General features: G+C 67.6%; 21 protein-coding genes. 9 read left to right on the top strand and 12 right to left on the bottom strand.

The genetic code is table 11. The features are described from left to right. Nucleotides 1-11: 11 nt before the first annotated feature. A complete protein-coding gene (locus K2Z83_RS29070; RefSeq protein WP_255603980.1) occupies nt 12-137 on the bottom strand; it encodes a hypothetical protein in 126 nt (41 codons plus the stop codon). 189 nt (nt 138-326) lie between these two features. On the opposite strand from K2Z83_RS29070, the gene K2Z83_RS14570 reads away from it, so the two are divergent. Then, nucleotides 327-734, top strand: a complete 408-nt coding sequence (locus K2Z83_RS14570) for a hypothetical protein (protein WP_220595919.1) — start codon at nt 327-329, stop codon at nt 732-734. Between the two features lie 20 nt (nt 735-754). Here the strand turns inward: K2Z83_RS14570 and K2Z83_RS14565 are convergent, their stop codons facing one another. The 5 genes from K2Z83_RS14565 to K2Z83_RS14545 form a co-directional block, all read right to left on the bottom strand. Next, nucleotides 755-1,426: an HPP family protein gene (locus K2Z83_RS14565; RefSeq protein WP_220595918.1), complete on the bottom strand. Its 672-nt coding sequence runs from the start codon at nt 1,424-1,426 to the stop codon at nt 755-757. A gap of 66 nt (nt 1,427-1,492) precedes the next feature. After that, on the bottom strand, nt 1,493-3,595 hold the full coding sequence (locus K2Z83_RS14560; protein WP_220595917.1) for an ABC transporter ATP-binding protein: 2,103 nt from the start codon (nt 3,593-3,595) through the stop codon (nt 1,493-1,495). A gap of 94 nt (nt 3,596-3,689) precedes the next feature. After that, nucleotides 3,690-4,727: an ABC transporter permease gene (locus K2Z83_RS14555; RefSeq protein ID WP_220595916.1), complete on the bottom strand. Its 1,038-nt coding sequence runs from the start codon at nt 4,725-4,727 to the stop codon at nt 3,690-3,692. 4 nt (nt 4,728-4,731) lie between these two features. Further along, nucleotides 4,732-6,039 carry an ABC transporter permease gene (locus tag K2Z83_RS14550; protein ID WP_220595915.1) on the bottom strand — a complete coding sequence of 436 codons (1,308 nt, stop codon included), beginning with the start codon at nt 6,037-6,039 and terminating at the stop codon, nt 4,732-4,734. A 36-nt stretch (nt 6,040-6,075) separates the two neighbouring features. Next, complete coding sequence (locus tag K2Z83_RS14545) at nt 6,076-7,686, bottom strand: ABC transporter substrate-binding protein (protein WP_220595914.1); 1,611 nt, start codon at nt 7,684-7,686, stop codon at nt 6,076-6,078. Between the two features lie 567 nt (nt 7,687-8,253). Between K2Z83_RS14545 and lepA the strand changes: the two genes are divergently transcribed. The 7 genes from lepA to K2Z83_RS14510 all read left to right on the top strand — a co-directional run bounded on the left by lepA (nt 8,254) and on the right by K2Z83_RS14510 (nt 17,239). Next, nucleotides 8,254-10,074 carry a translation elongation factor 4 gene (lepA, locus tag K2Z83_RS14540; protein ID WP_220595913.1) on the top strand — a complete coding sequence of 607 codons (1,821 nt, stop codon included), beginning with the start codon at nt 8,254-8,256 and terminating at the stop codon, nt 10,072-10,074. Nucleotides 10,075-10,155: 81 nt separating this feature from the next. Next, the gene (locus K2Z83_RS14535) at nt 10,156-11,088 is read left to right on the top strand and encodes a peptidylprolyl isomerase (protein WP_220595912.1); all 933 of its coding nucleotides are present in this window, start codon (nt 10,156-10,158) and stop codon (nt 11,086-11,088) included. Between the two features lie 67 nt (nt 11,089-11,155). Next, complete coding sequence (gene mazG, locus K2Z83_RS14530) at nt 11,156-12,367, top strand: nucleoside triphosphate pyrophosphohydrolase (protein WP_220595911.1); 1,212 nt, start codon at nt 11,156-11,158, stop codon at nt 12,365-12,367. Nucleotides 12,368-12,447: 80 nt separating this feature from the next. After that, nucleotides 12,448-12,663, top strand: coding sequence for a DUF951 domain-containing protein (locus K2Z83_RS14525; RefSeq protein WP_220595910.1), 216 nt, complete (start codon nt 12,448-12,450; stop codon nt 12,661-12,663). A gap of 125 nt (nt 12,664-12,788) precedes the next feature. Continuing rightward, the gene (locus tag K2Z83_RS14520) at nt 12,789-14,768 is read left to right on the top strand and encodes an SPFH domain-containing protein (protein ID WP_220595909.1); all 1,980 of its coding nucleotides are present in this window, start codon (nt 12,789-12,791) and stop codon (nt 14,766-14,768) included. 202 nt (nt 14,769-14,970) lie between these two features. Then, nucleotides 14,971-16,326: a nodulation protein NfeD gene (locus tag K2Z83_RS14515; protein WP_220595908.1), complete on the top strand. Its 1,356-nt coding sequence runs from the start codon at nt 14,971-14,973 to the stop codon at nt 16,324-16,326. 85 nt (nt 16,327-16,411) lie between these two features. Further along, the gene (locus tag K2Z83_RS14510; RefSeq protein ID WP_220595907.1) at nt 16,412-17,239 is read left to right on the top strand and encodes a slipin family protein; all 828 of its coding nucleotides are present in this window, start codon (nt 16,412-16,414) and stop codon (nt 17,237-17,239) included. Nucleotides 17,240-17,361: 122 nt separating this feature from the next. Here K2Z83_RS14510 and K2Z83_RS14505 read toward each other — a convergent pair whose 3' ends face one another. Then, nucleotides 17,362-17,787: a response regulator gene (locus K2Z83_RS14505; RefSeq protein WP_220595906.1), complete on the bottom strand. Its 426-nt coding sequence runs from the start codon at nt 17,785-17,787 to the stop codon at nt 17,362-17,364. 260 nt (nt 17,788-18,047) lie between these two features. On the opposite strand from K2Z83_RS14505, the gene K2Z83_RS14500 reads away from it, so the two are divergent. Continuing rightward, nucleotides 18,048-18,917, top strand: coding sequence for a carotenoid biosynthesis protein (locus tag K2Z83_RS14500; protein ID WP_220595905.1), 870 nt, complete (start codon nt 18,048-18,050; stop codon nt 18,915-18,917). A gap of 30 nt (nt 18,918-18,947) precedes the next feature. Here the strand turns inward: K2Z83_RS14500 and K2Z83_RS14495 are convergent, their stop codons facing one another. The 5 genes from K2Z83_RS14495 to K2Z83_RS14475 form a co-directional block, all read right to left on the bottom strand. Then, a complete protein-coding gene (locus K2Z83_RS14495; RefSeq protein WP_220595904.1) occupies nt 18,948-19,712 on the bottom strand; it encodes a lysophospholipid acyltransferase family protein in 765 nt (254 codons plus the stop codon). Continuing rightward, nucleotides 19,709-20,230 carry a hypothetical protein gene (locus K2Z83_RS14490; RefSeq protein ID WP_220595903.1) on the bottom strand — a complete coding sequence of 174 codons (522 nt, stop codon included), beginning with the start codon at nt 20,228-20,230 and terminating at the stop codon, nt 19,709-19,711. Before K2Z83_RS14490 ends, K2Z83_RS14495 begins: the two co-directional genes overlap by 4 nt. Nucleotides 20,231-20,307: 77 nt before the next feature. Further along, on the bottom strand, nt 20,308-21,489 hold the full coding sequence (locus tag K2Z83_RS14485; RefSeq protein ID WP_220595902.1) for a hypothetical protein: 1,182 nt from the start codon (nt 21,487-21,489) through the stop codon (nt 20,308-20,310). 119 nt (nt 21,490-21,608) lie between these two features. After that, a complete protein-coding gene (dusB, locus tag K2Z83_RS14480; protein ID WP_220595901.1) occupies nt 21,609-22,634 on the bottom strand; it encodes a tRNA dihydrouridine synthase DusB in 1,026 nt (341 codons plus the stop codon). A gap of 43 nt (nt 22,635-22,677) precedes the next feature. Further along, complete coding sequence (locus K2Z83_RS14475; protein ID WP_220595900.1) at nt 22,678-23,388, bottom strand: hypothetical protein; 711 nt, start codon at nt 23,386-23,388, stop codon at nt 22,678-22,680. Nucleotides 23,389-23,466: the final 78 nt, after the last annotated feature.

Genomic DNA, 23,466 nt, shown 5'->3' with positions numbered 1-23,466 from the left:
AATCTGAGTCATTATTCCATCGTCCCCATATGGATACGCAGCGGCTCCAGGGCCGCCCAGTCAATCGTCCAGCCGGGCGGGTCGTAGGGAAACTCGACGAAGGGCGCGGTAGATCGCCCCGCTGGCCTGCACCTCACCAGCGCGGGGCTCCTACCCGACGCGGGCGGCCGCTCCGAATCCGAGATGCACCTGGCCGGGCCAGATATAGTAGGACGCTGCGCTCATAGCGGGGTGTCCCTCAATGATTTCCTGGTATGATGAATACTATCCCCTGGATGAAAGCTGGGGCCGCAGGCTCTCGGAATGGCTTAAGGTTTGGTCCTACTATGCGATCATTCGCCCGCCGTCGCGCCGTGCTGATCGGCATCCTTGCCCTATCCGCCCTGATCTCCCTGGGCGGCCTGGGCCTCTGGGCGGCCTACATGCCGGCCGACTACCCGGGCGCCTCGCGCTCGGCGAGCGACACGCGGATACGCTACCTGCCCAGCCTGGTGCTGCGGCGCACCAGCAGCTACCGCACCGGAGACCCCTTCCCCGACGTGTACAACTGGTACTCCAGGCGCTTCAGCCTCGGCCCCGAGAGCCACGCCCAGGGCAGCTGTATCCTCATGGGCCGCTCCTTCACCACCCTCTGGGTGATCAAAGAGCAGATCACCGTCACCGTCTGCGCCACCCCAAACGGCCAGATGATGTTTGTGGACCGCTCCAGCGTGTGGAATTACACCCGGCGGTAGGGACGGAGCGTGCTCCGTCTCTACTGGGTGTACGAGGTCGTCTCGCGGATGTCGATGATCTCCTGGCCGGGGATCTTCTTCAGCTCGGCCACCAGCTCATCGCGCTCGCAGTAGCGCACCTTCAGCACCACATCCCAGAGCTCGGCGCGGCGCGGCGAGCGCACACAGCCCATGGCCATCACGCCCCAGCCGCGGGCTGTGATAACCTGCATAACCTTGCCGAACTCTCCCTGGATGTCGGGCATACGCACCACCACCCGCCAGCCGGGCTCGATCGCGCCGAGCAGGTTGCGCAGCTCGACGAGCAGGTCGGTCTGGGTGATGATGCCGACCACCACGCCGCCATCCTCGACCACCGGCAGCGCCGTGACATGCCCGGCGATCATCAGGTCGGCGGCCTCCTCCAGCGTCGAGCTTGGGCTGATGGTGTGGATGTCGCTCAGCGGCGTCATCACCCGGCCGACGGTCAGCCGGGCCATGTAGTCGGTCAGATCCCAGAAGCTCAGCCCCTCCAGCTGCTCAGGGCGCAGCGAGAGGGCGGCCCGGGAGACCATGCCGAGCAGTCGCTTGCCGTCGGCGACCACCGGCAGGTGGCCGACCTTGCTCTCGGCCATGAGCCGCTGGGCGTCCACCACCCGCCGGCCGGGCTCGACCATGATCGGGTGGCGGGTCATGTAATCTTTGACGAGCATGGGTATGTTCCTTGGTAGGGTCGCAGCAGTGGGGGCGCTGCATGCAGCGCCCCCACTGCTGCGACCCTACGCCGCAATTGTCACCACGGGCTCCAGGTCGTGCAGGGTCTCCAGGGGGATGTGGCAGTGGATCTGGTGTCCGTCGCCGGCGTCCTGCATCGGCGGCACCTCGCGCTCGCAGATCGCGCCGCCGTCGGGCAGGAGCTGGCGGCGCGGGCAGCGGGTGTGGAAGCGGCAGCCGCTGGGCGGGTTGAGCGGGCTGGGCACGCTGCCCTCCAGGCGGATGTGCTGCTGGGCCACCGACGGGTCGGGGATGGGCACCGCCGCCAGCAGCGACTCGGTGTAGGGGTGGTAGGGCGGCGCGTAGATCGCCTCGGCCGGACCGATCTCGACGATCTGGCCCAGGTACATCACCGCCACATAGTCCGAGAAGAAGCGCACCACGCTCAGGTCGTGGGCGATAAAGATCATGGTGGTGCCCTGCTCGCGCTGGATCTCCAGCAGCAGGTTGAGCACTGCCGCCTGCACGCTCACGTCCAGCGCGCTGACCGGCTCGTCGCAGAGCACCAGGTCGGGCCGGCCGGCGAAGGCGCGGGCGATGCCGACGCGCTGCTTCTCGCCGCCCGAGAGCTGGCGCGGCCGGCGGTCGTAGTAGTGCTCGTCGAGCTTGACGGCGCGCAGCAGGCGCACCACCTCGGCGTGGACCTGATTGGTCGGCACCACCTTGAAGCGGCGCAGCGGCCGCTCGATCTGCGTGCCCACGCTGTAGCTCGGGTTCATCGTCGCGTCGGGGTTCTGGAAGACCATCTGCAGCTCGCGGATGAGGCCCATGTCGCGCTGGCTGGCCTTCTTCTCCAGGTCGAAGCCGAGGAACTGGGCCTCGCCGCCGGTCATCGGCTCCAGGCCGATCAGGGTCTTGATCAGGGTGGACTTGCCGCAGCCCGACTCGCCCACCACGCCGAGGGTCTTGCCCTGGGGGATGGTGAAGCTGACGCCGTCCACGGCGCGCACGTAGCGCTTCTTGCCCAGCCCGATCAGGTCGAGGGGCGAGCCGCCGCTCTGCCTGTAGTAGGTGCGCAGGCCATCGACGTTGAGGATCGTCTCCGGCTCGGCCGCGTCTGCGGCGGGCAGCAGCGGGATGATATCCTCGGTCGGCCGCCACTCGCTGGCGCGGATATGCTCGGCGCGCAGGCATGACACCATATGCCGGTTGCTGATCTGGCGCAGGGCGGGCCGCTCCTGGCGGCAGTGCTCGGTGGCGTAGTCGCAGCGCGGCTCGAAGACACATCCGGGCGGCAGGTGGTTGGGGGCGGGCACACGCCCGCGGATGGGGTAGAGCACGCTGCCGGCCTTGTCGGCGCCCAGGCGCGGAACGCAGCGCATCAGGCCCTGGGTGTAGGGGTGGCGCGGGTGGGCGAAGATCTCGCGCACCGGGGCCTGCTCAACCATCTCGCCGGCGTACATCACGCCCACCCGGCTGCTCACGCGGGCCACCACGCCCAGGTTGTGGCTGATGAACAGGATGGCCGTGTCGAAGTCGCGGCGCAGGTCGGCGATCAGGTCGAGCACGGCGGCCTCGACGGTCACGTCCAGGGCGGTGGTCGGCTCGTCCATGACCAGCAGAGCCGGGTTGTTCAGCAGCGCCATCGCGATCACCACACGCTGCTGCTGGCCGCCCGAGATCTGGTGCGGGTAGCGGCCCATCACCGCCTCGGGGTCGGGCATATACACGCGGTGCAGCATCTCGACGCAGCGGGCGCGGGCCGCATCCTCGCTGATGCCCCGGTGAACCGTCAGCACCTCGGTCATCTGCTGGCCGACCCGCAGCACCGGGTTGAGCGAGGTCATCGGGTCCTGGTAGACCATGGCGATCTGGTCGCCGCGCAGCCGGCGCAGCTCCTCGGGCGAGCGGCCGACCAGCGACTCGCCCTGGAAGATGATCTCGCCGTGGACGATCTTGCCGTTGCGGCCCAGGTAGTTCACCAGGCCGTAGGCCACCGTGCTCTTGCCGCAGCCCGACTCGCCCACCAGGCCCAGCGTCTCGCCGCGGTGGATCTCGAACGAGACATCGCGCACGGCATTCACGTCGCCGCCGTGGGTCTCGTAGGCGATCGCCAGGTTCTGCACCCGCACGACGGGCTCGTTATGTTTTCCTTTAGGAAGTTCCATAATTACTCATTTCTTCGTTTGCTGCGGCGCGGCTCAGCCGCGCCGCAGCAAACGAAGAATTATTCGTGGGAGCGGCGCAGCCGCTCCCAAACCCTCAGCGGTAGCGTCCCAACTCCTCGGAGAGCCCGTCGGCGAGCAGGTTGAGGCCGACGACGAGGGAGGCGATGGACAGCGAGGCCCACAGCGCGTCCCAGGGGTGGCCGGCCTGGATGAACTTACGCCCGGTGTTGACGATGCTGCCCCAGTCGGGCGAGGGCGGCGGCAGGCCCAGGCCGAGGAAGCCCAAGGTGCCGATGGCGAACACCGCGTAGCCGACCCGCAGCATGGCGTCGATGATGATCGGGCCGCGGGCGTTGGGCAGGATCTCGACGAACATGATGTACCACGGGCTCTCGCCGCGGGTCTGCGCGGCCGCCACGTAGTCGCGGGTCTTGATGTCGAGGGTGAGCGAGCGCACCAGGCGGGCGATGCCGGGCGCGCCGGCGATCGTGATCGCCAGCACCACATTGACTGCCGAGGGGCCGAGGGCGGCGATGATGATCAGGTAGAGCAAGATCTGCGGGAAGGCCATGAGCGCGTCGAGGACGCGCATCAGCAGCTCGTCGATCTGGCCGCCGAAGTAGCCGGCGATCAGGCCGAGGGTCCCGCCGATCGCCAGGGCGATCAGCACCGAGATCGGGGCAAGGACGAGGATGATCCGCGAGCCCTGCACGATGCGCGCCCACAGGTCGCGGCCGTTGCGGTCGGTTCCCAGCCAGTGGTCGGCCGACGGCCCCTCCAGGTTGCGCCCGCGGAACTGCTCGAACGGCGAGTAGCGGGCCAGCCAGGGCGTGCTCACCACCGTACCATCGCTGCCACCGCCCACCCAGCAGGCCGGGCGGATGATGCAGTCGTCGGCGAAGATCGCCAGGACGACCCAGAACCCAACCAGGATCAGGCCGGCGATGGCCACCCGCGAGCGGCCCAGCAGCGCCAGCACGGCGGCGATCCGCCCCCACACAGAGGGCCGGGCCGGCGCGGTCAGGGTGGCCGGTTGCTCGATGACGGCCATGGTTCTCTCTCCTAATTGCAGATTGCAGATTGCAGATTGCAGATTGCCGGCAATCTGCAATCTGCAATCTGCAATCTGCAATCGCTCAAGTGTACCGGATCCTCGGGTTGATATAGGTGTAGATCAGGTCGGCCACCAGCTGCGTGCCGACCGCGATCACCACCAGCACCATCGTCGCCGCCTCGATCGCAAACACATCTTTGAACAGGGCGGCCTCCATCACATAGCGGCCCAGGCCGGGGAAGCCGAAGAGCGTCTCGACCACCACGATCCCGCCGATCAGCCAGTTCACATGCAGGATGATCACCGTGATCGGGGCCATCAGCGCGTTGCGCAGGGCGTGCTTCGTCACGATCCGCCACTGCGGCAGGCCCTTGAGCGTGGCCGTGCGGATGTAGTTCGTGCGCATCACCTCGACCATGCTGGCCCGGGTGATCCGCAGCACATAGCCCAGCTCGATCAGGGTCAGGGTGATGATCGGCAGCACCAGCATCTGCGGGCGCTCGAAGATCGCCGTGTCGCTGGTGACTACCACCGCGCCGGGCAGCCACTTCAGCCAGGTCGAGAAGATCAAGATCAGGAAGACCCCCGAGGCGAACTCGGGCGTGGCCGTGGCCACCAGGCTGCTGATCGAGAGCAGCCGGTCGAGGAATCGGCCCTCGTTCAGGCCGGCCAGCATGCCCAGCGCCAGGGCCAGCGGCATCACCACCACGAAGGCGATCCCGGCCAGCAGCAGCGTGTTCATCAGGCGCGGCACCAGCGTCTCGGCCACCGGGCGGCGGGTGAAGAAGGACACGCCGGGGTCGCCGCGTAGCAGGCCCTTCTGGAGCGGGATGTACGCGCGCGGAGCGCCCTTCGAGCTTCTCCAGGTGCTCTTGCCCAGCGTCCACGCTTCGTTATCATCACCCCGCACCCACATGGCCGCGCGGCCCTCGCGATCCACGCCCCAGAACACCGGGAAGCCCTCGGCGTCGGTCTTCCAGACCTCGGGGCCGAGCGGAACATCGCGGGTGCTGCCGTCGGCCAGGCGCTCGACGCGGATCATGTTCTCGCCGTCGTCGGTGTAGTTCTGGAACAGCGTGCCGTCGGGCAGCGCGCCCCACCAGCTCCAGCGGTTCAGGTCGGCCTCGTAGATCTGGCGCACCGGGTAGCCGATCAGGCCGGCGGCCCGCCAGTCGCTGCCGATCATCCAGCGGATGTAGCGCGTGACGGCGGGCTGATCCAGGCCGTTCTGCGCGTTGAACGATGCCTCCTGGGCCGGGGTGATCGTGTTGCCTAGCGAGTTGATCGCAATGTTGCCGGGCGCGATCTCACTCATTGCAAAAATCCCGATCGAGACGGCGAAGAGCGTCAGAATCAGGTAGAACGCGCGGCGCAGAAGAAATGTGATCATTGCAAAACCTCCGGGGCTGGGGGTTGGGGGCGAAGCTCATACGGTACACAACCCCCAACCCCCAACCCCCAACCCCCAACCTACGCCGCCTTGTCCGGGTCGTACCAGGTGTCGCGCCAGATCTGGTAGTGGGTGGGGTGTGAACTCCTGATCGACCCAGCGGGTCTCGTTCCACGGCACCGGGGTGCCCTCGGCGTCGGCGATGTAGGCCAGCGGCAGCAGCATCACCGCCAGGGGCCGGTGCGTCCAGGGCGTAATGCCCACCGGCACCTCGGCCCACTTATCCCAGTACGAGCTGTTGGGCATTGTGTCCAGGGTGATGTTGAAACCGGCCGGGGTGGCCAGCTCCTTGAGCGACTCGGCATAGGTCACGACATCGGTCCAGCCGGTGCCGACGGCGATCGACACGTCTAGCGGCGTGGTGACGCCGGCCTCCTCTAGCAGCGCCTTGGCCCCCTCGGGGTCGTAGGCCGGCACGTCCATCGGCGCGTACTCCGGCTGAACCGGGGCGACGTGGACGTCCTGGCCGAGATCGCCCTGGCCGAAGTAGGCGTTGTCCAGGATGGCCTGGCGGTCCTGGCACATCTTCAGGGCGTTGCGCACCCGCACGTCCGTCCATGGCTCGATATCCACCCGCATGCGCAGCAGGCGCACCTGCGCGGTGGGCAGCGGCTCGACGGTGATCTTGTCGTTATTGCGCAGGGCCAGGAAGGTGTCGACCGTCGGGTCGTAGATCGTGTCGATCTGGCCGCCCTGGAGCGCGGCCACGTAGGCCGTCTGGTCGTTGCCCAGGTCGATGTACTCGATCGCGTCTAGGTAGGGCAGCGGGCTGCCGTCCTCGCCGTTCTGCCAGTAGCCCTCGCGCTTCGAGACCTTCACCCGCTCGCCGACCTTGAACTCGTCCAGCTTCATCGGGCCGGTGCTCGGGTTGCTGAGCGTGGTCAGGTCGCCGTTGAAGCTGCGGTGCATGATCTGGGCCGGGTAGTGGAACAGGGTCTCCGGCACGTCGAGCTTCGGCGCGGCCAGGTTCAGCACGACGGTGTAGTCGTCCTTGGCCTCCACGCCGTCGATGGTCAGGAAGCCCTCCCAGAGGCCCAGGATGGACGACTTGGTCTCGGGGGCCAGCCACTCCTTGAAGTTGAAGAGCACATCCTCGGAGGTGAGCTCGTCGCCGTTCGACCACTTGATACCCTTGCGCAGGTTCAGCGTCCAGGTCTTCAGGTCGTCGCTGGCCTCCCAGCTCTCCAGCAGGTAGGGCCGGGTGATGTTGTCCGCGCCGGTCTCGGTGAGGTACTCGAAGACCTGGCGGAACTCGTTGGAGTCGAAGACCCACGAGAAGCGGGCCGGGTGGTCCACGGCCGGTACTTGTATGCCGACGCGCAGGGTGCCGCCGCGCTTGATCGCGCCCATTGCAGGGGCGGCGGTGGCGGCGGCGGCGGGAGCCTCGGTGGCGGCGGCGGCGGCCGGGGCGGCGGTGGGTGCGGTCGCGGTGGGGGTGCCGCAGGCGGCCAGGACATAGGCGGCCGGCGCGCTCACGCCCAGCAGGGTCGCCACGCGCAGGAACTCGCGGCGGCTGATCCGCCCCTGGCGAAGCTGCTCTTGGGCCTCGGGCACGGCCGGATGCACTCGGTCTCGGCGCTCTGACATCACGCTCTCCTTTGGACTAGGGGAATCTGTATAACCCTCACGCAGCGCTGCGTGGAAGGAACATCATGATGGGGGCGATATACGTGGCCATGTGCAGAACGTACGGCCGCTCCCGCACGACAATATGGCGAGTCAGCCCCCTGCGAGCGGAGCCTCGGCCCACTATGTTGGTGTGGCAGCCCTTGGAAGGTACGCCCTGCGGCTGGCAGTCGCGGCCAGGATGCACGGATGCCCCTGAGGCGATGCCTTCAAAAAGAGTGGAAGATCGGAGCCCGCTGAATCGTGGCGGGTGGCGGTCTTGCGACGCCCTAGCAGGTGGCCTGACAGTGACAGGCGGCTGCGTTGCGGCGAAGCCGACAGGTATGAGATCGAACTATGAGAAGTTCAATGGGGGAAATATCTTTGAATAACCCTACAACCCTATAGTAACCTGCCTATAACTGATTCGTCAAGTCCTGTATGCCGCCCAAGCTCACCTTTTGCACGCACCGCATGGGGCTGGTATACTGGCAGCGCAACAGATGGTACGCTACGCGCCGGCACAGCCCCCGGCCTGAACAGGTCACCATGTCGGACCAGAACCACATACGGACATTCTCAATCATCGCCCATGTCGACCATGGGAAGACAACCCTCTCTGACCGCTTGCTAGAGGTGACGGGCACGATCACCGCCCGCCAGAGCCGCGAGCAGCTGCTCGACGGGATGGACCTTGAGCGCGAGAAGGGCATCACGATCAAGGCCAAGGCCGTCCGCATGGAGTACCGTGCGCAGGACGGCGAGCTCTACCAGCTGAACCTGATCGACACCCCCGGCCACGTCGACTTCGGCTACGAGGTCTCGCGGGCGCTGGCCGCCTGCGAGGGCGCCCTGCTGGTGGTGGACGCCGCCCAGGGCATCGAGGCCCAGACCCTGGCCAACGTCTACCTGGCCGTCGAGCACGACCTGACGATCATCCCGGTGGTGAACAAGATCGACCTGCCCGGCGCTAACGCGGAGGAGGTCGCCAACGAGATCGAGTCGGTGATCGGCATCGCGCGCGAGGAGACGATCCTGGCCTCGGCCAAGGAGGGCATCGGCATTTCCGAGATCCTTGAGGCGATCGTCCAGCGCGTCCCGCCGCCGCGCGGCCAGCGCAACCAGCCCGCCCGCGCCCTGATCTTCGACTCGCACTACGACGCCTACAAGGGCGTGATCGCCTACGTGCGCGTGGTGGACGGTTCCTTCACCAGCGGCGCCCTCGTGCGCTTTATGGGCACCGACTCCACCGCGTCCACCCTTGAGCTCGGCGTCTTTCGCCCGCGCATGACCGCCCTCGGCGAGCTCTCGGCCGGCGAGGTGGGCTACATCGCCACCGGCCTGAAGACGGTCGAGGAGTGCCAGGTTGGTGACACGATCACCCTGGCCGAGAACCCCGCCGAGTCGCCGCTGCCCGGCTACCGCCCTGCCAAGCCCATGGTCTTCGCCGGCCTCTACCCGGTGGACAGCAACGCCTACCCCGAGCTGCGCGAGGCCCTGGAGCGGCTGAAGATGAACGACGCCGCCCTCTCCTACGAGCCCGAGACTAGCAACGCCCTCGGATTCGGCTACCGCTGCGGCTTCCTCGGCCTGCTGCACATGGAGATCGTCCGCGAGCGCCTGGAGCGCGAGTATAACCTCGACCTGCTGATCACCGCGCCCAGCGTGGAGTACCAGGTGCTGCTCACCAACGGCGATATCATCACCGTCGATAACCCCTCGGAGATGCCCGACCTCTCCAAGCTCGGCAGCATCGAGGAGCCGGTCGTCCAGATCAGCATCATCTCGCCCACCCGCTACATCGGCACGATCATGGACCTGGTGACGACCAAGCGCGGCAGCTTCGATATGATGGACTACCTCGACCCGACCCGCGTCCAGCTCAAGTACAAGATGCCCCTGGCCGAGATCGTGATCGACTTCTACGACCAGCTGAAGAGCCGCACCCAGGGCTACGCCTCGCTCGACTACCACCTGGCCGGCTACCAGGAGGCCGACCTGGTCAAGCTCGATATCCTGGTCAACCAGACGCCGGTGGACGCGCTCTCGCTGATCGTCCACCGCGACTTCGCCTACAACCAGGGCCGCGGCCTCGTCGAGCGGCTGCGCAAGCTCATCCCGCGCCAGATGTTCGAGGTGCCCATCCAGGCCGCCATCGGTGCCAAGATCGTCGCGCGCGAGACGGTGCGGGCCATGCGCAAGGACGTGCTCGCCAAGTGCTACGGCGGCGACATCTCCCGCAAGCGCAAGCTGCTGGAGAAGCAGAAAGAGGGTAAGAAGCGCATGAAGATGGTCGGCAACGTCGAGATCCCCCAGGAGGCCTTCATGGCCATCCTCTCCCTCGGCGAGGGCGGCTTCGATGATGACTAGCGACGCACTCCACACGGTAAGGGCGCAGCAGCGCGGCGCTGCTGCGCCCTTACGTCCCGGTAGCTGTGATTATGGAGGCTTATGGTGAGACGTTTCGCCTGGGCGCTCGGCGCCCTCATCCTGACGATCGCCCTGGCCGGCTGCCAGAGCACCGCAAACGGCGTCGCCCTCCAGGTCACGCCCGACAACCCGCAGATCTTCCGCGTCGGCGGCGATGTCTACACGTCCGCCGACTTCTCCAGCCGCCTCCAGCTCGAGATCGGCGCGGGCGTGGAGAACCTGCTCGCGCAGGGGCAGACCCGCGAGGAGATCCAGCAGCTCGTCGAGCAGCAGAATATCCGCGGCGGGATCTTCGACCGCATGGTGCAGGACGCCCTGCTGCTCCAGTACGCCCGCAGCCACGGCATCGGCGTGGACCCGGCCGCCGTGGATAGCGCTGTGCTCGCCCAGGGCGGCCCCGCCGACGGCGGCGCCGCCCTGCGCCTCGGCCAGGCCCAGAGCCAGCTGGCCCTTGAGGTGCTGGCCCGCAACACCCGCGCCGATATGTTCCACGCCCGCGTGATCCAGCTGGCCAGCGAGGCCGACGCCGACGCGGTGCTGGCGGACCTCCAGGCCGGCAACGACTTCACCGACCTCGCCACCGCGCGATCCCAGGACCCCGTCAGCGCCGCCAAGGGCGGCGACCTGGGCTGGCTCCCCAAGGGCGACTCGCCCGCCGAGCTGGACTCCGCAGGCTTCTCGCTGGCACTGAACACGCCCGCTAAGCTCCAGGTCGGCAGCGTCTGGCAGGTGGTCGAGGTGCTGGAGCGCCAGGCCGGGCCGACCGCCGCCGAGAAGCGCCCCTTCGACAGCTTCGCGCAGCTCCAGAGTAGCCAGGGCGGCCAGCAGTTCTACCAGGAGACCTTTCTCCCTTGGTACGACCAGCTGCGCCAGGACGCCGAGACCAGCGGCGACCTGGTGATCGCACAGGGCTTCGACCCCAACAGCGTGCCGATCCCCTTCCCAGAGCAATAAATATTGAATGTTGAATGTTGAATGCTGAATTCGGCTATTCAACATTCAACATTCAATATTCAACACTATGATCTTGACACCCGGTCGCATCCTCGACGCCTGCTGCACTGCGCTTGATCTGGAGCATGGAGCCGCAGTCCAGCTCCACCGCGCCCCGGCGCTGCTCGCCGCCGCCGCATCTCTGCGCGGCCAGGGCGGCCCCGACGCCGAGGTGCGCTCCTACGCCGAGACCCAGGGCCTCGGCGCCTACGCGCCCCCGCCCGCGCCCTTCCCGCTGCTGCCCGCCGCCCCGGCGATCATCTGGGATGTTGGCGCAGACGCCCCGGCGGGGCGTCTCTACGAGCTGCTGATCTGGCGCTACCCCCAGGATCACCCGGTCACGCTGCTGGCCCTGGATGAGTCGGGCGCGGCCACACACATCACCCGGCTCGCCCTGGCCGACCTCGCGACACTCAACACTCAACACTCTCCACTCAACACTCTCCACCTGCCCAGCTTGGTGATCGCCGCCGACCTGCGCGGCCCCGAGGGGCTGCACTGGGTGGTGGCCCGCCTGCTCGCCCCCGGCGGCTGCCCCTGGGATGTCCGGCAGACCCACCAGTCCCTGCGCGGCGCCCTGCTTGAGGAGGCCTATGAGGTGCTGGAGGCCCTCGATGCCGACGACGCGCACGGCCTGAGCGAGGAGCTGGGCGACCTGCTGATCAGCATCTTCGCGCACAGCGAGATGGCCCGCCAGGCCGGCGCCTTCAGCGTCGCCGATGTGTTCGGCCAGGTGGCCGGCAAGCTGATCCGGCGTCACCCGCACGTCTTCGGCGACGTGGCCGTGGAGGGCGTGGCGCAGGTACACCAGAGCTGGGAGCAGATCAAGGCCGCCGAGCTGGCCGAGAAGGGCCGCTCGCGCCCCAGCGCCCTCGACGGCGTGCCGCCGGCCCTGCCGGCCCTGGCCGTCGCCCAGAAGCTCGGCAAGAAGGCCGCCCGCGCCGGCTTCGCCTGGCCCGACGCCGACGGGGCCTGGGCGAAGCTGCGCGAGGAGCTCGCCGAGCTGGAGGCGGCGGTCGACAGCGGCGACGCCGCCCACACCGCCGAGGAGCTCGGCGACCTGCTCCTCATCACCGCACGCCTGGCCAGCTACCTTGGCGTGGACGCCGAGGCCGCCCTGCGCGAGGCCAACGCCAAGTTCCGCCGCCGCTTCACCTCCATCGAGCGGGGCCGTAACCTGTCCGACCTCTCCCTCGACGAGATGATCGCCCTCTGGGAGGAGGCGAAGGGCGCAGTGTAAGGGCGCAGCAGCAGCGGTGTGTCCGCTACCCGGAAGGGCACAGGGCTGCTGCGCCCCAACGACATCCTCTAAATCTCACTATGCCCCCACCGATCGACATCTACCTCGGCGACGTCGTCCAGATGCGCAAGGGCCACCCCTGCGGCGGCGACACCTGGCGCGTCGTGCGCCTCGGCGCCGAGATCGGCATCCGCTGCCTCACCTGCGAGCGCAAGGTGCTGCTACCCCGCGCCGAGTTCGAGCGGCGGGTCAAGCGCTTCGTCGAGCGCGGCCCCGACGCCCCTCTCGCATCATAAATGTGCCGCAATGGCCCAGCTTCGCTGGGCCATTGCTATGATGCAACCCCCTCACCCGCCGTGCGTATATTACCCTTGAGCGCTCGTGTGGCGCCCCTATACTTCCGCGAAAGAGGTGCTGTGCCATGGCTGGGATCATCTCGCTTGTGGTCATTGCCATCGTCGCGTTCGTTGGGCTGATCGCCCTCTTCTCCTGGGTGCGCATCATCCCCAACAACCGCATCGGCGTCGTCGAGAAGCGCTTCGGCGGGCGCGGCTCCCTGCGCTCCGGCCTGATCGCCCTGGGCGGCGAGGCCGGCTACCAGCCCCAGGTGCTGCGCGGCGGCATCCACCTCGTCACACCATTCCAGTACACCATCCATATGCTGCCCCTGGTGACGATCCCCCAGGGCAAGATCGGCTACATCTTCGCCCGCGACGGTCGCCCGCTCAGCCCGACCCAGACCCTGGCCGAGACGATCGATGGGGTGGACTTCCAGGACGCGGCGGCGTTCCTGCGCGCCGGCGGCCAGCGCGGTCCCCAGCGCCTCGTCCTGCGCGAGGGCACCTACGCGATCAACCTCATCCAGTTCGTCGTGATCACCGAGGAGCGGGTCTTCTCGCTACCGCTCAGCCGCGAGGACGACGAGATCATCAAGCGCATGGCCACGATCATCAGCGAGCGCGAGGGCTTCCGCCCGATGGTGATCAAGGGCAGTGACGACCTGGTCGGCATCGTCACCGTCCACGACGGCCCCTCGCTCTCGCAGGGCGAGATCATCTGCCCCACCGTCGGCGATGACCCGGCCCAGGCGGCGATCTACCACAACAACTTCCAGGACCCCGACGCCTTCCTGCGCGCCGGCGGCCAGCGCGGGCGGCAGCTCCAGGTGCTCACCGAGGGCACCTACTATATCAACCGGCTCTTCGCCACCGTCGAGATGATCCCCAAGACGACGATCGAGGTCGGCAATGTGGGCGTGGTCGTCTCCTACACCGGCGACACCGGCACCGACCTGTCGGGCGAGGACTACAAGCACGGCGAGCTGGTCAGCCAGGGGCGCAAGGGCGTCTGGAGCACGCCGATGCTGCCCGGCAAGTACGCCTTCAACACCTACGCCGGCAAGATGATCATGGTGCCGACGACGAACATCATCCTGAAGTGGACCCGCGGCGAGGTGGGCGCCCACCGGCTCGACGAGAACCTCTCGGAGATCGCCCTGATCACCCGCGACGCCTTCGAGCCCTCGCTGCCGCTCTCGGTGGTGGTCCATATCGACTACCGCAAGGCCCCGCTGGTGGTGCAGCGCTTCGGCGACGTAAAGCGCCTAGTCGAGCAGACCCTCGACCCCATGGTGGCGGCCTACTTCAAGAACATCGGCCAGACCCGCACGCTCATCCAGCTGCTCCAGGACCGCAGCACGATCCAGTCGCTGGCCGGCGAGCAGATGCGCGAGAAGTTTGAGCACTACAACCTGGAGCTTGAGGAGGTGCTGATCGGCACGCCGACATCGAGCAAGGGCGACACCAAGATCGAGGAGATCCTGACCCAGCTGCGCGCGCGGCAGATCGCCGAGGAGCAGATCGAGACCTACGGGCGGCAGGAGCGCGCGGCGGTGAAGGAGCGCGAGCTGCGCGAGGCCGAGTCGCGCGCCCGCCAGCAGACGATGCTCACCGAGTCGGAGCTGAGCATCACGGTGCAGAGCAACCAGGGCAAGGCCGAGTACCAGCGGGCGCTGCAGCAGGCCGCCCAGATCCGCGCGCTGGCCGAGGCCGAGGCCGAGAAGATCGCCCGCCTGGGCATCGCCGAGGCCATGGCGATCGACGAGAAGGTGCGGGCCTACGGCGGCCCGCAGTTCCAGGTGACGCAGCAGGTGATGAGCCGCTTCGCCGAGGCGATCGAGCAGTCGGGCGTCGATGTCGTCCCGCGCATGGTGGTCGGCGGCGGCAGCGGCGGCAACGGCGGCGGCGGCAGCAGCCTGATGGAGGGCTTGCTGGCCATGCTGCTCTCCGAGCGCATGGAGGCCGCCTCGGCCAGCAGCAGCAACGGCGCGGCCAGCGCGGCCAGCGTCGAGGCTGACACCCTGCGCGCCCAGATCCGCAAGGGGCTGGAGGCGAAGGAGTAGCCAGGCCCAAGATTGCCAAGCAGGCACATGCTGCACTGATGCTGCTGCGGCGCGGCGGGGGCGCGCCGCAGCAGCATCAGTTTTCTGTGGGAGAGCTGCGCTCTCCCACACCCTCACCCGTGCGCGGCGGGGGCGCAACCCGGCCCTGCGGTATGGTATGATGAGATCTACCAAGTCGCCTTCCGCCGCATACCAGGGGCCTATGGGTAATGTTGCACATCCGCGGCCTACGTGGCGCATCGTCCGGGCTGCGATCTACCTGATCATCGCCCTCGCCCCCCTGCTCGCCGCCCCGCCGGCGCGCGCTCAGGCCGACGGGCCGATCTACACCGTGGCGGTCGATGGCGTGATCAGCCGCTACACCGTGGGCTACCTGCGCCGCGCCCTGCGCGACGCCGAGGCCGCCCAGGCCACCGCCCTCGTCATCCGCCTCGGCAGCGAGGGCGCCGTGCTGCGCGATGTGCGCGGCCTCGCCGCCGATGTGGCCGCCGCCAAGGTCCCCGTCGTTGTCTACGTCGCCCCCGGCGGGACAGATGCGGGCGCCGCCGGAGCCTGGCTGCTCAGCGCCGCCCACCTGGCCGCCATGGCCCCCGGCACCAGCTTCGGCGTCTCCTCGCCGCTCGCCGAGCCGACCGGCGCCGTCTCCCCGCAGGTGCGCGACCTCTTCCTCGCCGAGGTGACCCGCCAGCTCGGCACGTGGAATCGCGACCGCGGCCGCAGCGACGCATGGGTCGACCGGGCCGCCCGCGAGGGCGCGGTCTTCACCAACGAGCAGGCCGTCGGCCTGAACCCGCCCGCCATCGATATCGTCGCCCGCGATGAGCAGGACCTGCTCACCTCGCTGGAGGGCCGCGCGGTGACCCTGGAAGACGGCAGCCAGGTCGTCCTGCGCACCCTCGGGCGCGGGAGCCGGCCCCTGGAGCCGAGCCTCTGGGAGCAGCTGCTCCTGCTGCTGTCCGACCCGACTATCGCCTTCCTGCTGCTTGTGATGGCCGGGATCGCCATCTACGCCGAGTTCGCCACGCCCACGGTCGGAATCCTCGCCGGCATCGGCTCCGTCCTGCTCATCAGCAGCCTGATCGGCCTCCTCGCACTGCCGGTCAACTGGCTGAGCTTTCTCGGCATCCTGATCGCCTTCGGCCTGGTTGCCGCCGATCTCTTCGTCCCCTCCCATGGAGCGATGACAGTGGTTGGTCTGGTTGTGCTCATCATAAGCGCGTTCACCCTGTTCGATTCCGCGCAGGCCCCCGGCGTCGCCGTGGCCTTCTGGGCGATCGCCCTCGTCTCACTCCTGATCGCCGGCTTCGCCGCCATCGGGGTCTACATGGTGGTCCGCACGCGCAGCCGGCCGATCACCACCGGCCAGGAGGGCCTGATCGGCCGGCTGGCCGAGGTGCGCCGGCGGCTCGCGCCCGAGGGCATGGTGTTTGTGGACGGCGCCCTCTGGCGGGCGGTCTGCGACAATGGCGAGGCCGAGGTCGGCGAGTATGTCCGTATTGTTGGAGTGTATGAGCTGCGTCTCACCGTCCATCGGCCGGATGAGCCGCAGGCGGCGTAGGGGCGGGCGCAGCGCGCTACGCCCCTACACGCCCCTACCTCCCCGCAACGCTGTGTGCATTCTGTGATGTAGAAGGAGCCCCGCTATGGGTGGCGCTGTTGCCCTCGCATGTATCGCCCTGCTGGCATTCATTGTGCTGATGGTCCTGCTCTCCGCGATCAAGATCATCCCCGAGTACGAGCGCGGCGTGATCTTCCGCCTCGGCCGCCTCATGGGCGCCCGCGGCCCCGGCCTCTTCCTGGTCGTCCCGATCTTCGAGCGTATGATCCGCGTGGACACCCGCGTGATCACGATGGACGTGCCCGTCCAGGAGGTGATCACCCTCGACAATGTGACGATCAAGGTCAACGCGGTGCTCTACTTCCAGGTGATCAACCCGAACTGGGCGGTGACGAAGGTGATGGACTACATTCGCGCCACCATGCAGATCGCCCAGACGACCCTGCGCAGCGTGGTCGGCCAGGGGGAGCTCGACGAGCTGCTGGCCAAGCGTGAGCTGATCAACCAGAAGCTCCAGCAGATCATCGACGAGCAGACGGAGCCCTGGGGCATCAAGGTGACGATCGTGGAGGTGAAGGACGTGGAGCTGCCGCAGAATATGCAGCGGGCGATGGCTAAGCAGGCCGAGGCCGAGCGCGAGAAGCGGGCCAAGCTTATCCACGCCGAGGGCGAGCTCCAGGCATCCAAGGCCCTGGCCCAGGCCGCCGATATCATCGCCAAGGAGCCGGTGACGCTCCAGCTGCGCTACCTGCAGACCCTGACCGAGATCGCCGTCGAGAAGAACAGCACGATTATCTTCCCGCTGCCGATCGACACGATCATGCCCTTCATCGACGCGGTCAGCCGGGGCGAGCCCGCCGAGAGCGCCGCCCCCGAGCGCCGCAGCCCGCCCACCCAGCGCCTCGATCACTGAGGCACTGAGGATGTGAGACACTGATCGGGCCTCCATACGCACTGATGTCATACGAAAGAGGCATGGCACCCATGGGTGCCATGCCTCTTTCGTATGACTCACATCCTCAGTGCCTCAGCGCCTCAGTGCTTCCCCCCGTTCACCTCGCGTGCAGCTGGCGCTTGCAACAGACGGCGGACGGTATCGACCAGCTCATCCATAAAGAATGGCTTGGGCAGATAGGCGTCGATATGGAGTCTGCGCACATCGCTGCGCAGATCGGCCGAGTCATAGGCGGTGACGAGCAGTGTGGGGACGTGAAATCCCTGCCCGCGCAGCTCCTCGACCAGCTGGAGCCCGTTCATCCCGCGCAGGTTATAGTCCGTCAGCAGCACATCGAAGGCGTGTCGCCCCCAGAGCTCCAGCCCATCCTCGGCGCTGATCGCCGACGTGAACTCGTAGGGTATGCCGAGCTCGATCAGGGACATCTCGATGATCCGGCCGATGTGGCTGTCATCCTCGACGAGCAGGATGCGTATCGGATGATCGTGGGCGGTGGCTGCGTCCATATCATTCTCCAGGGGACGTGTCATCTATCGCCTGCCCTGCGCCGATACGGATGTGCGCGAGGTGGACAATCGGGATGAGTTTACGAATTAGGTATGGCTGTTGCTGCGATGGAGATCTATCATACCACACGATAATCTGTGACTGCAAGTAAAATTTTTGTTAGGGGAGGGGTGGCAGGTCGCTTTGACAGGCTCTAAAGCCGATTCTATAATGAAATGTGATACTACAAACCTTTCATATAATCTAGGATTGCCTAACCATGCAGCAGATGTCGTCTCGCCTGGCCCTCGTATCCGTCGCCCTGTTCGGAGTCTACATCTTCCTGTACCCCGGATCGATCATCCTCGTCGCGCTCGACCGTGTGCCTGTATGGGCCACATGGATGGGCGGGGCGCTCCTGATCATCCAGGGCACGCTCATGGGAGTCTGGCTGAGCATCAACTATGCGCGCTGGGGCGTCGTCGCCTCGGCGCTGATTGTGTTCCTGGCCTGGCTGGTCGAGCATATTGGCGCGACGACCGGCTTCCCCTTCGGCACCTACACCTACACGGACGTCCTCCAGCCAAAGATCTTCGGCGTGGTGCCCCTGGCGATCCCCTGCGCCTGGCTGCTGATCGTGGGCGCCGCCGTCGGCACCAGCGAGCGTGTGCTTGAGCAGGCCGGGCGCTCGCCCGACTCGCGGGTGAGCGTCACCAAGGTGCTCACGGCGGCCTCGCTGGCCCTCCTGCTCGACGTCACGATCGAGCCCTTCGCGGTGAATATTAACCACTACTGGGTCTGGAGCGATAGCGGGCACAGCACCTACTACGGCATCCCGACGAGCAACTTCGCGGCCTGGTGGGTCACCAGCGTGATCCTGGTGCTGGTGCTGCTGAACCGCCGCCGCGCTGCCGCCATCGCCCGCAGGCACCAGCGGCCACGCCCGCAGGCGCACACCTTCTGGCCCTGGCTGCCGCTCACGCTCTACCTGACGAACCTGACGATGTTTGTGCTGGTGAATATGGCCCGCGGCCAGGGGATGGCTGCCGCGATCGGGGGGCTGATCCTGCTCTTCCTGGGCTGGCGCCTGCTGCCACACGCGGTGCGTATCTTGCGCGGCCGAATTGGCGAGGGGGTCGGCGGGGCGTAGGGACACGCAGGGATGCAGCGCGCTGCGTCCCTATGCCCGGCGGAACATCCGCAGGAACTGGTCGAAGCGCTTATCGATACCGAGCGGGCCGCGCAGCAGCGGCCGGAATCGGTCGCGGCGCCCGCCGACCACATCGTCGCGCAGGGCGTCTGATGCCTCGGTCAGCCCCGCAGTGATCTCGGCCAGGGTGCCCTCGATGTCGGCCGGGTCCGCCGGCCTGTGGGCCGGGCCGACCCGCATGAAGGCGTGGGGCCACTGCTCGCCCAGAAACTCGTAGCGCATCGCGATCGGGCAGAGCGTCACCTCGCCGGCCAGGGCGACGATACGGGCCACGCCGGGGTAGGTCGTGAGGGGCCGCCGGTCGCTCGGCACGATCCGGCCCTGCGGGAAGATGTAGAGCGCCCGGTCGCGCCGGCCGCGCAGCAGGCCCGCCGCGTACTGGAGCGATCGCTCCACATCCTGCGGGTCGCGCCGGTTGATCGAGAAGGCGCCGCACCAGGTGAAGAAGCGGTAGGCCCGCAGCTGGCGCTCCTCCTGCATCACATAGCTGTCGAAGGGCCGCCCCAGGGCCAGCCGGTGGATCACCATCAGCATGTAGGCGTCCCACCAGCTCGTGTGGGTCAGGTAGAAGATGAACGGCCCCTGGCCGCGGGCGGGCAGCGGGCCGACGCTCTGCATCCAGACGTGGTCGAAGCTGCGCCGCAGCGCGCGGCGGGCGAAGAGCAGGTAGAGCAGCTCGTCGCCGAGGGCGCTTTTGGCGGCCGGGATGGCCGGGCGGGGGGGGCGATCGCTCATCGGGGCAGCGCCTCGGGCGCTACGGTGCGCGCCCGGGCGTAGGCGGCGCGGGCCAGCTCCTCCAGTCGCCCTCGATCCGCATCGCCCAACTGCGCGCCGTCATCCACCCACAGCTCGCCGACGATCTCGGCCCCGGCGGCGGCGCAGAGGCGGCGCAGCGGCGCGAGGGCGGCATCATCGCGCGGCCCCACCGCCGCCAGTGCGACGAATCGCTGGCGGGCCGGCGGCGGCGAAGCCGCCACGGCGCGGGCCAGGCCGCGCAGGCGGGCCGGCAGGCCGCCGCCGAGCAGCGGCGTGACGATCAGCAGCAGCTCGGCGTCGGCGATGTCGGCGCGGATCGGGTCGCGCATGGGGTCGTCCAGGTCAGGCGCGCCCGTAAAGAGCAGCACCTCGCCGAGCAGGGCCGCCCGCTTGACCGGGGGCAGCGCCGCCAGCATCGTGTCCAGGCACGCCGGGGCCAGCCCGCTGTCGCTGGCGCTGCCGCAGATGCCGATCGTGAAGATGTAGCCGTCGTGCATAGGGAGATCTCGCAGGGGCGCAGCAGGGGCACGCGCTGGCGCAGCGAGCTGCGCCAGCGCGTGCCCCTGCTGCGCCCTTACGCGGCGAGCATAGAAGGGCACACCTGCTCGGTGAGCAGCTGCCGGAACCGCCCGACCCGGTCGCCCTGGGCGATCCAGCGGCCGAGCAGGTCGCGGCCGACGAAGTAGGTGAAAGTGTAGGTGCGCCAGAGCGGCGTGCTGATGAAGCGCAGGCTCTGGCGGGCCTCGCGCTCGCTGCGCAGCCCATAGCGCATAATGTACTGCACGACATCCTCCGGGTCGGCGCCCTGCTCGTGGAGCAGCAGGGCCGCGTTGCCGCTGAGCGCGCGCAGGCTCCACTGGGCCTTGGCGATCCGCGCCTCGCGCTCGGGGTCGCCGACGATCCCGCCCAGCGGGTAGATCTGCTGGGCGGCCCAGGCGTAGGCCTCGTCGCCGAAGATCATATCGGCGGCCAGGGTGGCGATGCCCTCGGAGATCACGCACTCGGGCACATTGATCAGCTGGATGGCCTGCTCGCCCCAGCCGCGCTCGCGGTAGAGCCGCTGCTCCTTGAGGGCGTGCTCGGCGTGGTGGCCGGGGTAGGCCTCGTGGCAGACGAGGTCGAGCAGCCCACTCGCGCGGATCGGCAGGTCGGTGTTGATCTCGACCAGCGAGCGGCCGCCGCCCAGGTACCAGTTGTAGCCGCTCCAGGGCTTGTCGCTGACCAGGGCGAACTCGACCGAGTCGCCCTCGGGCATGGCGATCAGCTCGGTGCTGGTGCGGGCGCGGGCCTCGGCGGCGATCACGGCGATCATCAGCTCGGCCACCTCGGGCGACACCACAAAGCTGCGCCGCCAGAGCTCTAGCCGCTCGGCCAGGCTGCCCTTTCCCGGCAGCAGCGTCTCAAGCTCGGCGTTGGCCGCCTCGAAGGCGGCCTCAGGCGTGTGGGCGGGCTCGATGTCAAAGCAGGCCCGCACCTCATCGCGGTAGCCGATCGTCTCGCCGGCCAGCCGCCGCGCCGTCGTCTCCATGCCGCGCAGCTGAGCCTCCAGGTAGTCCTTGCGCTGCTGCGGGTAGCCGCCGCCCCGCACCTCGGCGCGCAGATCGGCCAGGTCGGCCACGATCGCGGCCGGCTCGCGGTGCTTTACGTGGGACTTCAGCTCCGGCGGGCCGAAGTAGGCGTCCACAAACCCCTCGATGTGCTGCTCGATGGAGAAGGCCAGGCCGATGTATGCCGCGCTGATTGCGTCGATCTGCATGCGTGCCTCCGGCAAGGGGTTGGGGTCTGCGGCCCCCAGAATGAATGATCTCTGTGGTTGAAATCGCCAGCGAAGCTGGCGATTTCAACCACAGAGATCTGGGTTTTAGGGCGACAGCCCTACATGGCCAGCGAGGTGGCCATGTAGGGCGCGAAGAATAGCTCAAGCTCGGTGCGGGCGTAGGCCGCGCCGTTGCTGCGGTGGACGCCCGCGCGCATGGTGGCGGAGCCGGGCAGGCCGACGGAGAACTGGCCGATCAGCTGCTTGAGCTTGTTCAGCGCCAGGCGCTCGGGCATCTCGGCGAGGCACATGTCGAAGTACTGGTTGAGGAAGGCCAGCTTGTCGGCCGGGGTCGGCTCGAAGACCGGCTCGCCCCGGCGCAGCTGGGCGATCTGGAGGAAGATCCAGGGGTTCTCCATGGCCCCGCGCCCGATCATCACCCCGTCGGCCCCGCTGTCGCGCAGGCGGGCCAGGGCGTCGGCGGCGTCGGTGACATCGCCGCTGCCGATCACCGGGATGCCCACGGCCGCCTTGACCGCGGCCACCCGCCGCCAGTCGGCGCTGCCCTTGTAGGCCTGCTCCTTGGTGCGCGGGTGCAGGGCCAGGGCGTTGATCCCGGCGTCCTCGGCGATCTTGGCCGTCTCGACATAGTTCAGGCGGGCCTCGTCCCAGCCGGCGCGGAACTTCAGCGTCACCGGGACGCTCACGGCGGCCCGCACGGCGCGCAGCAGCTGCCCCAGCTTGGGCAGATCCTTCAGCAGGGCCGAGCCGTGGCCGCCGCCCGTCACCTTCGGCGAGGGGCAGCCGCAGTTGATGTCGATGATGTCCGCGCCCAGCTGCTCGACGTTGGCCGCCGCCGCCGCGACCAGATCCGGCTCGTTGCCGCTGAGCTGCATCGTGAGCGGGCGCTCCTCGGGGTAGAAGTCGAGCAGGTGGTGGCGCTTGAGCGCCTTCGGGCTGACGCTGGCGGCGTTGGTCATCTCGGTGCTGACCAGGCCGCAGCCGCCCAGCCCCAGGATGATCCGCCGGAAGACCGTGTCTGTCACCCCGGCCATCGGGGCCAGGATAATGTTCGGGTTGACCCGAATATCGCCGACATCGTAGGTGTCGGGGAGCTGCTGTATCTCTTCGAAGGTTATCGTCATAACTCACATTATACCATCGCCGCTAGCGGGGCTGCGCTCTAGATCACGGCGCGGCGGTGCCCTGGCCGACAACCATGACCGTCCCGCTCTTTGTTATGTCGCTTGCGCTGAAGCTTGTGCTGGCTCCGGGTGCAAGGGTGTCGGCTGCCACTTCCACAGAGGGCGTCTCGTAACTTGTAGTGTGCTGAATCGCCACGCGGAGCTTGGTCAGCGTGTGGCCGCTGTCGTTGCGCACCGTCCCGCTCACCTGCCCTTGGCTGTCGTGCTGCCAGCTCATCACGGTGAGCGGGTAGTAGCTCAGCCCATCGGGGGAGTACGTGCTGCCACCCCAGAGACTAACCGGGTTGAACGAATCGCAGGACTTGCCTACGGCATGGCCGTAGGCGAAGGGGTTGATCTGGCCGGGGAGCACCGCGGTGAGTTCGGGGATAATCTTCACTATGAAGTGGGAGCTATTACCTCCCCAGCACATAAATTCGTTCGTCTCCTCCGTCACCAGCACGACATTATAGAGCGGCGCGTCGGTGAGGTTGCGCACATAGCCGATCACATATATGTAGCCTGGGTAGGACATACAAGGGTGGTCGTCATCACAGGCGTAGTTAGCGGCGGTGATCACCACCTCAAGGTTCGCCACTGGGTTAACGACTAGTGGGAGGTAGATATCGGACGTCGGTTGCGCACCAGTGGCTGGCAGTGTGGATGCAGCAAGCAGGATGAGAATCGCGATGGGCAGGAGTGGTGAGCGGCGCATCACAAACCTCTTCTGAGATAAAATCGCAGCTACACATATTGTAGCACTACGATCAACCCCCGAAGCCACGTGGCACCG

Source organism: Oscillochloris sp. ZM17-4, assembly GCF_019599295.1.
Classification (GTDB): domain Bacteria; phylum Chloroflexota; class Chloroflexia; order Chloroflexales; family Chloroflexaceae; genus Oscillochloris.
This window is presented reverse-complemented; position numbering and strand designations above follow the sequence as displayed.